Raw genomic sequence first — 7,749 nt, 5'->3', positions numbered from 1 at the left:
CCTTGGGCGAGGGCCCAAGAGCGTAGGGCGATCCAGGCGGTAGCGAGGCCTTCGTAAGGGCCGCGATAGATGGTGCGGGCCACCGTGGTGGCGGGCAAAAGACCGGGTTCGACACGGCCTTCGGCGGCGATGGGTGCGGTGACCGGGATGCTGATCTGGAGGTCGAAAAGCTCTGCCGTGATGCGCAGATGACGCACAAACAACGGCCCAGCAGGTGTGATGCTTTGGGCCTTGAGGGTGGCGATCAGCTCGGCCATGCCTGGGCCCATGTGCTGCTGGATCTCGGCGCGCCCAACGCACAACGGGATCAGCGCCGTGATTTGCGGATCGGTGCGGGTGATGAAGGGGGTATCGATCATGGTTTGAGCACCCTCAACCGCCACAACGAAGTGACTTCGGCCATGCGCGCGGCGTGCAGCGGATCGCTCGGATCAGTGGCCTTGGGATGCTGGGGTTTGGCGTCCAGACGGCCCACCACCTGCAAACCAGCTTGGGCGATGGCCGCCAACAATGCGTCGCGGCTGCGCAAGCCCAGATGCTCGGCCAAGTCAGAAAGAATCAACCAGCCCTCGCCCTTGGGCAACAAATGCGCCGCCAAACCGTTCAAGTAGCCCAAAAGCATGCGGCTTTCCTCGTCGTAGACCGCACGCTCAATGGGTGAGCTGGGTCGGGCGGGCAGCCAAGGCGGATTGCAAACCACCAACGAGGCGCGGCCTTCGGGGAACAAATCGGCGTTTTGCACGCTGACCTGCGCGGCCAAGCCCAAGCGGGTGAGGTTGTCTTGCGCACAAGCCAGCGCACGCGGGTCTTGATCGGTCGCCATCACGTGGTCGATCTGCCGCCGGATCAACACCGCCGCCAACACCCCCGTGCCGGTGCCGATGTCAAACGCGACATAAGGCACCTGACCGGTCTTGGGCAAGGGTGCCCGGGCCACCAAGCCAAGGTACTCGCCGCGCAAGGGCGAAAACACGCCGTAGTACGGATGGATGCGGTTGTGCGGCGCAACGCCCAAGGCCGGCACTTCAACACCTTTTTTGCGCCACTCGTGCGCCCCGGTCATGCCGAGCAGATCGCGCAGGGAAGCGACCGAAGCCACCGCACCCTCCTCGCCCCACGCTTCGATGCAGGCTTGGCGCACATCGGGCGCCCGCCGCAAGGGGATGCTGTAGTCGGCGGCAAAGGGCAAGAGCAGTGCGCCCAGCACCCGCGCACGCTGGGCCTGCGCTTGGCGATGGCGATGAAAGGCTTCGGTTGGGGACGGCGCAACCGCTGCGTCCTTCGCCGCATCCTTCGCGGCTTTGGCAGCCTTGGCACCTTTGGCGGGCGAGACCTTGTCCAAGCGCCGCATCAGGGCCTGAAGCAACTGGCGGGCGTTGTGGAAGTCGCCGCACCACAGCAAGGCGGTGCCTTCGCAAGCCAGCCGGTAGGCGGTATCGGCCGAGGTGCTGTCGTCGGCCAAAACCACCCGCTTGGGCGGCGGCGTACCACGCTCAGAGCGCCAAAGGGCGCTGACAGCTTGGCCCTCAGCGTCGGTCCATGAGATCTGATTCATAGGGCACGCACCACGCCAACCAAGGCCATCAACATCAAGACCACCACCGGGCCACTGCTCAAGGCATAGCCCAAGGTGCGGCTGGCTGGATCGCGGGTGTAGGCCAGCAGATAAACCACCCGGCCCAACAGATAGATCGAACCGATGCCCGCCACCCAAGCCGGTGAGGCGTACTTGGCCGCCAGCCAAAGCGAGGGCAGAAAGAGCACCAAGAGCTCCAACGTGTTCATCTGCACCCGATAGATGCGCTCGAACAGCGCATGCCCGGTCGTGGCCGGAGCCTGCACGCCGTACTTGCCCCGCGCACGCCCAACCAAGGCCCCAAACACAAAGAACTGGAACAACGCCAGCACAGCCACGCCATCAACCCAAGCCATTTCAAAACCTCCAAAACCCACCCAAGGTGGGCAACGAGGCGGATCGTATGCGTTTCTGAGGCAAATACCTACGGCTCTTTATCGACGACTCTTTAGCGATCGCGCGCCATCGCATCCAGATAGAACTGCTGGTAGGTGGCGGTCAGGCTATCAAGCGACGCATGGGCCTGTACCCAAGCGTTGGCGTTCTGAGCCAAACGCAGCGCCATGGCCGGGTCACTGAGGAGCGTATCGAGGGCGGTTTGCAGCGCAAGGGCGTCGTCGCTGGGGATGAGCAAGCCGGTCTGGCCGTCGTGGATGATTTCTGGGTTGCCGCCGACGGCCGTGGCGACGATGGGCAAGCGGGTGGCGCAGGCTTCGAGCAGGGCAATCGAGATGCCTTCGGTTTGCGAGGGCAAGGCAAAGACGTCAAAAGCCGGCGTCAGATCGGCCACATCGGTGCGCGCGCCGGTCAGCAACACCCGGTCGGCCACACCCAAGGCGTGGGCTTGGGCGCGCAGGGTGTCTTCCAACTCGCCCCAACCAACCAGCACCAGCTTGAGGGCCGGGTGCCGTTGCAACAAAGCGGGCAACACCTCGATGAGTAAGCGCTGATTTTTCAAGCCCACCAAACGGCCCACGGTGCCCACCACCTGATCTTCAGCACGCAAACCCAAGCGCCGTCGGGCTTCCAAGTGACGCGCGGGGCTCCAAGCAAAGCGATCCAGCGGCACGCCGTTGAGCACCGTCATGGCCAAACGGGGATCAACCCAACCTTGGTTGACAAAACGGTCGTGGACTTGCTGGCCCACCATCGCCACCCCCCGGGTGTAGCGCAGCGACCAGAGGAAAAGCCGGCGCAGCCGGTCGTTGCTCAGGCGCAGGCCCATGTCGTGGCAGGTGCACACCTGCGTGGGCGCCTTGGGATGGAGCATGAAGCGCAAGGCAGCGGCCACGTAGTAGTTGGGCACAAAGTTGTGGGCGTGCACCACCTCGATGGCGCGCTCGCGCACCAAGCGCCGCAGGCCGCGCAGCACGGGCAGATCGGCCATGCGCTTCTTGCCCCCCACCACCACTTCGACACCGGCGGCTTGCAGCTCAGGCAGCAGCCCTTGGGTTTCAAGCAGGCTGTAGACCACCACGCCATGACCGCGTCGATGCTGTTCGATGGCCAGATCGGTGACCACCCGCTCCAAACCACCCGACTCCAGAGAATCCACCACATGCAGGATCTGCATCCGCCCTCTCCTTCACTTCAAGATCACGTCAAGGTTTTGACAAAACCTCCGATGGTGAGGCTGATTCGGCCTCAAGAATCGTCTGCGCTGCCAAGCTTGCCATGCGTTCGGCGCCGGCGTCGGTAAAGTGCACGAAATCGGCAAAGGTCTGCGTCCCACCGGGAATCTGCGCCGCCGCATCCACCAGCGGCACACCGCGCTGCGCCGCCAGCTGACGCAAGCGTGCGTTGGCCCGGCGCTCCATGTCGAGAAAGCCCGCCTCGCGCAGCTCAGGGTAGAACGAGCGCCACGCCGTGAGCGCCGCACCATCACCCGCTGCCAGCTCAGGCCCAAAGAGGTTCGGATGCGTACTCAGCACCACCCGCGCCCCATGACGCTGCGCCGCTTGGAGGGCGCAATCGACATCGGCCACAAAAGCGTCGAGCGTCGCTTCGGGCAAGGTGTCCATCACGTCCAAATGACGCTCGGCCAGACGAATGCTGGCGCGGCGCATCCAAGTCATCACCTCCAGCGGCAAGTGTTGCTTGAGCAAGGTCACCAGCTTGCCCTTGAGGCGCGGTTCGGGGCGCTCCGGCTCCGGCGAGGCGGGGAACGTGGCCGGGGGCTGGGCACAAAAACCCACCGTGGTGCCGATGTAATTGGCCGGGGTCGGATAGATCAACACCCACTGCGAAGGCGCTTTTTGCAAGGAGCGCTCAAGGTAAGCCGTGCGGCCGATCCGCATGCCCGGCAAAGCGATGTTGACCACCGACGCCGAGGCCAAGCCGGGCGCGCGCCGCAGAAGAGCTTCCAGCTGACGGGGATAGTCGCGCTCGGGGCTTTCGTAAAGACCGAAGGTTTCGGAGGCGCCCACGGTCATGACGCGCAGCGCTGACCGCGACCCTGATGGCGATGCCAACTCCGGCCCCCGAAAGCCCAGCGCGTTCATCTGCCACTTGCCAAAGTGCGCCCCTGGCCGGCCCTCCTTGCCCAGATCGCTGGGTTGAAACACCGACTCGATCGAATAGTTGCCGAGCAAGGGCGCGCCCGAGCGCCAGAAATCCTCGACCCGTGCAGCCCCTTCCAGCGTTGCCAAAGCCAGCAGGCCGTAGCCCAGCCACGTCAGCACGGTCTTGATGCGTTCAGCCGAAGCTCTCATCGGACACCTTCAAAACTGGAAGTACACAAAAGACTGCGGCTGCCCACCGAGGAACACCATCAGATACAACATCAGCGCATACACCACCACCCGCAGCGGCTTGGGCAACCACGCTTGGCGCGTGAAAAAGAGATCCCCGCTGCGCCACTGAACAAGCTGCACCAGCACCAAGGGCGCGATGATCCACGACACCTTGGCCATGCCGGCCCCATCGAGTCCGCCGCTGGGATGCAAAAGGGTGAGGGTCATCTGGCCGATTTGATCAAGCGATGTGGCCCGAAACAGCAGCCAGCCGTAACAGGTGAGCAGAAACATGGCGCCGATCCGCAAACCCAGCCACAGGCTTGGCAAGGCCGCAAAGCCCAGCCCCAGCCGCCTCAACCCCGGCTCAAGCATGCGATGCAGGGCCTGAATGGCACCGTGATAGAAGCCCCAGAGCACAAAGTTCCAAGCGGCCCCGTGCCACAAACCGCCCAGCAGCATGGTGATCATCAAATTGCGATAAGTCAGCCAAGCGCCCCCACGGCTCCCCCCCAAGGGTTTGTAGAGATAATCACGCAACCACGATGACAAACTGATATGCCAGCGCCGCCAGAAATCAGCCGGATGGGTGGCAAAATACGGCAAATTGAAATTCAAGACAAACTCGAACCCCATGATTTTGGCGATACCACGCGCAATATCGGTGTAGCCTGAGAAATCGCCGTAAATCTGAAACGTGAACGCGTAAACACCCAGCACCGTCATCGCCGTGCTCGGCTCTGGACTGGCAAAAGCGGCATTGACGATGGGCGACAAATTATCCGCGATGAACACCTTCTTGAAGTAGCCCCAAGCGATCAGATGCAAGCCCTCCCAGACCTGATCGGCACGGATCGTGCGCGGCTGAGTCACTTGCGGCAACAGACTGGAAGCACGTTGGATGGGGCCGGCGACGAGGTGCGGAAAGTAGAGCACCGCCAAGAAGAAATCCCAGAACGAACGGGTCGAATGGAGCTTGCCGCGATACACGTCGATCGTGTAGGACATGGCTTGGAAGGTGTAGAAAGAAATGGCCACAGGGAGAATGATCTCCAAGGTTCCCACCGAGACCTCCCAGCCCAAACGATGCGCGAGGCTTGTGGCCGATGCTGTAAAGAAATTGAAATACTTAAAAAACCCGAGCAGCAACAAATTAGCCGTGACACTCAAAACCAGGTAGCGCTTGCAAATCACCCGCGCCGCACCATGATCAGCGAGACTCTCCGTACGGCGAGATATCCAATAATCCAGCGAAGCCGTACAAAGCAGAGGCAGCAAAAAACGCCAATCCCAACTTGCATAGAAAATGCAGCTTGCAACGACCAAGAAAGCATTCTGCTGCCGATGGGGCAATGCATAATAAATCAGCAGAACCAACGGCAAAAACAAAAACAGAAACTCTGCCGAATTAAATAACACGACCAAGACCTTTGATAACGAAGGATTGAATTGTATATCGGCGCTCAACGAACTAATTTTTTCTGAAGTGGAGATCAACATTTCTGATGCTCGCGTCACTTGCATTCAGCAACAATGCGTACGTTTGTTTTCAGATCTATAGATAGCCTGAGGGAGGGCACCCATGATCCACACCTGCCGTTGCGCTGTCAGGTACAGCAGCTTGATTTCTTGGCCTTTGTTGGTCGGCATCGGAAGCATGGGTCCGTCCCAAGCCCAAACGATCGGCACCAGCGTCACAGCGCCGCCAGCCCTGTTCAGCCTCCCCGCTTGTCTGCCCTCAGGGTTGGGCGTGGACTATCACGTGGGGCCCGGCCAGACCTACCCGACGCTCGACAGCGTGCCTTGGGAAAAGCTCGGTCCCGGTGACACCGTGCGGATCGAGTACAACAACGGCGTGCCTTATGCCGGCAAGATGATCGTCGCCGCCAAGGGCACCGCTGCCGCGCCGGTGCGCATCTGTGGCATCCGGGGTCCGGCCAATCAGCGCCCGGAAATCGACGGCCGCGCCACCACCACCCGCGCCGCGCTGCTTGCGGAATACGGCAACCCGGCCTTTGATCCCGCCTTGGGGATGTCGAACCAAGACTTACAACAGTCGCGCGCGGTCATCATGGTCAACAGCCTGTACAACGCGCAAGCCTCGACGAGCTTCCCGAGCTACATCCAGATCGACGGCTTGGCCATCCGCCACGCGCATCCCAGCTACACCTACATCAGCGGCTCAGGTCTGCCGCAGATCTACAGCGACTTCAGTGCCGGGATTTGGATCCACAAAGGCCAGAACATCACCATCGCTGACAACGAAATCAGCGACTGCGTCCAAGCGGTTTTCAGCCGCTCGACCGACCTCGACCCATCCGAAGTCACCCGCAACATCCAGCTCAGCGGCAACTATTTCTGGGGCCACGGCATCGTCGGCAGCGACTTGGCCCACACCACCTACACCGAAAGCGTGGGCATGGTGAGTGAGTTCAACCGCTACGGCGCGCTGCGCGCCGGGGCCTTGGGCCATTCGGTCAAAGACCGCTCAGCCGGCACCGTGGTGCGCTACAACCTGATCGAAGACGGCGGTCATGCCATCGACTTGGTCGAAGCCGAAGGCTTCCCCGTGACGGCCACCGCTGAGCCGGCGTATCGCAGCGCCTTCGTCTACGGCAACTTGATCGTGCGCAACGGCAACTTGGGCAGCACGATTCACTACGGCGGCGATCACTTCGGCAGCACAGCCGGCCTGACTTGGGGGGAACCCATCTTCCGCCAAGGTACGCTGTACGTTTACAACAACTCGGTCCATGTCACCGGCGGGCCCAAGTCGTGGATGTTCCAGCTCTCGACCACGCTGGAAAAGGCCGAGGTCTTCAACAACGTCTTCGTCTATGACAGCACGGTCAATGGCGGGCGGGCGATGCGTGCCCCGCAGTCGCAAGGGGTGGCTGCTCCTTGGGTGAGCGACGGTATCGTCAATCTCGGCCGCAACTGGACCAGCACCGGCTGGGTGGACTACTTCAGCCCCATCAACGGTCAACTCAACGGCACCGCGAACTTGATCAGTGCCGCGACCGCGCCAGTCACCCTAAGCACCATGGTGCCGTTGGCCAAATCGAGCTTGGTGGATGCGGCCATCGCCTTGCCTGCGGCTGCCAGCTTGCACCCGGTGCTTTACCAGATCGACGTCAACGGCCAGCGCTCGGTACGCACCCCCGCAGGACTTGGCCCCGATCTGGGCGCGCTGGAAGCGCCGGCGGCCGCTGCTCCTGCTCCTGCTCCTGCTCCTGCTCCTGCTCCTGCTCCTGCTCCTGCTCCTGCTCCTGCTCCTGCCCCCAAACCGGCAGCCACGACGCTGGGGACACAGAAGATCAGCTTCACAGCGCCCACCAAGCTGGCGTTGAGCAGTTCAGCCGCGCTGACAGCCAGCAGCAACTCGGGACTGGCGGTCACGGTCACGAGCACCACGCCGACCATCTGCTCGGTCACGGCCGT

General features: G+C 62.1%; 6 protein-coding genes and 1 pseudogene. 1 reads left to right on the top strand and 6 read right to left on the bottom strand.

From position 1 onward, the window contains the following. The 6 genes from AB3X39_RS13525 to AB3X39_RS13500 all read right to left on the bottom strand — a co-directional run. A partial coding sequence (locus tag AB3X39_RS13525) for a GyrI-like domain-containing protein (RefSeq protein ID WP_369417903.1) occupies positions 1–359 on the bottom strand: 359 nt, incomplete at its 3' end. Further along, positions 356–1,555, bottom strand: a complete 1,200-nt coding sequence (locus tag AB3X39_RS13520) for a methyltransferase (protein ID WP_369417902.1) — start codon at positions 1,553–1,555, stop codon at positions 356–358. The genes AB3X39_RS13520 and AB3X39_RS13525, both read right to left, overlap by 4 nt. After that, positions 1,552–1,932, bottom strand: coding sequence for an MAPEG family protein (locus AB3X39_RS13515; RefSeq protein ID WP_369417901.1), 381 nt, complete (start codon positions 1,930–1,932; stop codon positions 1,552–1,554). The genes AB3X39_RS13520 and AB3X39_RS13515 overlap by 4 nt, the downstream gene beginning before the upstream one ends. A 92-nt stretch (positions 1,933–2,024) precedes the next feature. Further along, positions 2,025–3,149 (bottom strand): glycosyltransferase, encoded by a 1,125-nt coding sequence (locus tag AB3X39_RS13510; protein WP_369417900.1) that lies wholly within the window; start codon positions 3,147–3,149, stop codon positions 2,025–2,027. Between the two features lie 28 nt (positions 3,150–3,177). Beyond that, entirely contained in the window at positions 3,178–4,287 is a 1,110-nt protein-coding gene (locus AB3X39_RS13505; protein ID WP_369417899.1) for an SGNH/GDSL hydrolase family protein, read from the bottom strand. A 9-nt stretch (positions 4,288–4,296) separates the two neighbouring features. Continuing rightward, positions 4,297–5,346: an MBOAT family O-acyltransferase gene (locus tag AB3X39_RS13500; protein WP_369417898.1), complete on the bottom strand. Its 1,050-nt coding sequence runs from the start codon at positions 5,344–5,346 to the stop codon at positions 4,297–4,299. Between the two features lie 619 nt (positions 5,347–5,965). On the opposite strand from AB3X39_RS13500, the pseudogene AB3X39_RS13495 reads away from it, so the two are divergent. Then, positions 5,966–7,749: pseudogene (locus tag AB3X39_RS13495) on the top strand (hypothetical protein); the annotation flags it as partial.

The organism is Leptothrix ochracea (genome assembly GCF_041083635.1).
GTDB lineage: Bacteria > Pseudomonadota > Gammaproteobacteria > Burkholderiales > Burkholderiaceae_C > Sphaerotilus > Sphaerotilus ochraceus.
The sequence above is the reverse complement of the archived record's forward strand: the minus strand, read 5'-3'. Positions and strand labels throughout refer to the sequence as shown.

Excerpts from the sequence above, each read along its gene's own strand:
- AB3X39_RS13520 (WP_369417902.1), bottom strand. The coding sequence starts at position 1,555 with ATGAATCAGATCTCATGGACCGACGCTGAGGGCCAAGCTGTCAGCGCC.
- AB3X39_RS13515 (WP_369417901.1), bottom strand. The coding sequence starts at position 1,932 with ATGGCTTGGGTTGATGGCGTGGCTGTGCTGGCGTTGTTCCAGTTCTTT.
- AB3X39_RS13510 (WP_369417900.1), bottom strand. The coding sequence starts at position 3,149 with ATGCAGATCCTGCATGTGGTGGATTCTCTGGAGTCGGGTGGTTTGGAG.
- AB3X39_RS13505 (WP_369417899.1), bottom strand. The coding sequence starts at position 4,287 with ATGAGAGCTTCGGCTGAACGCATCAAGACCGTGCTGACGTGGCTGGGC.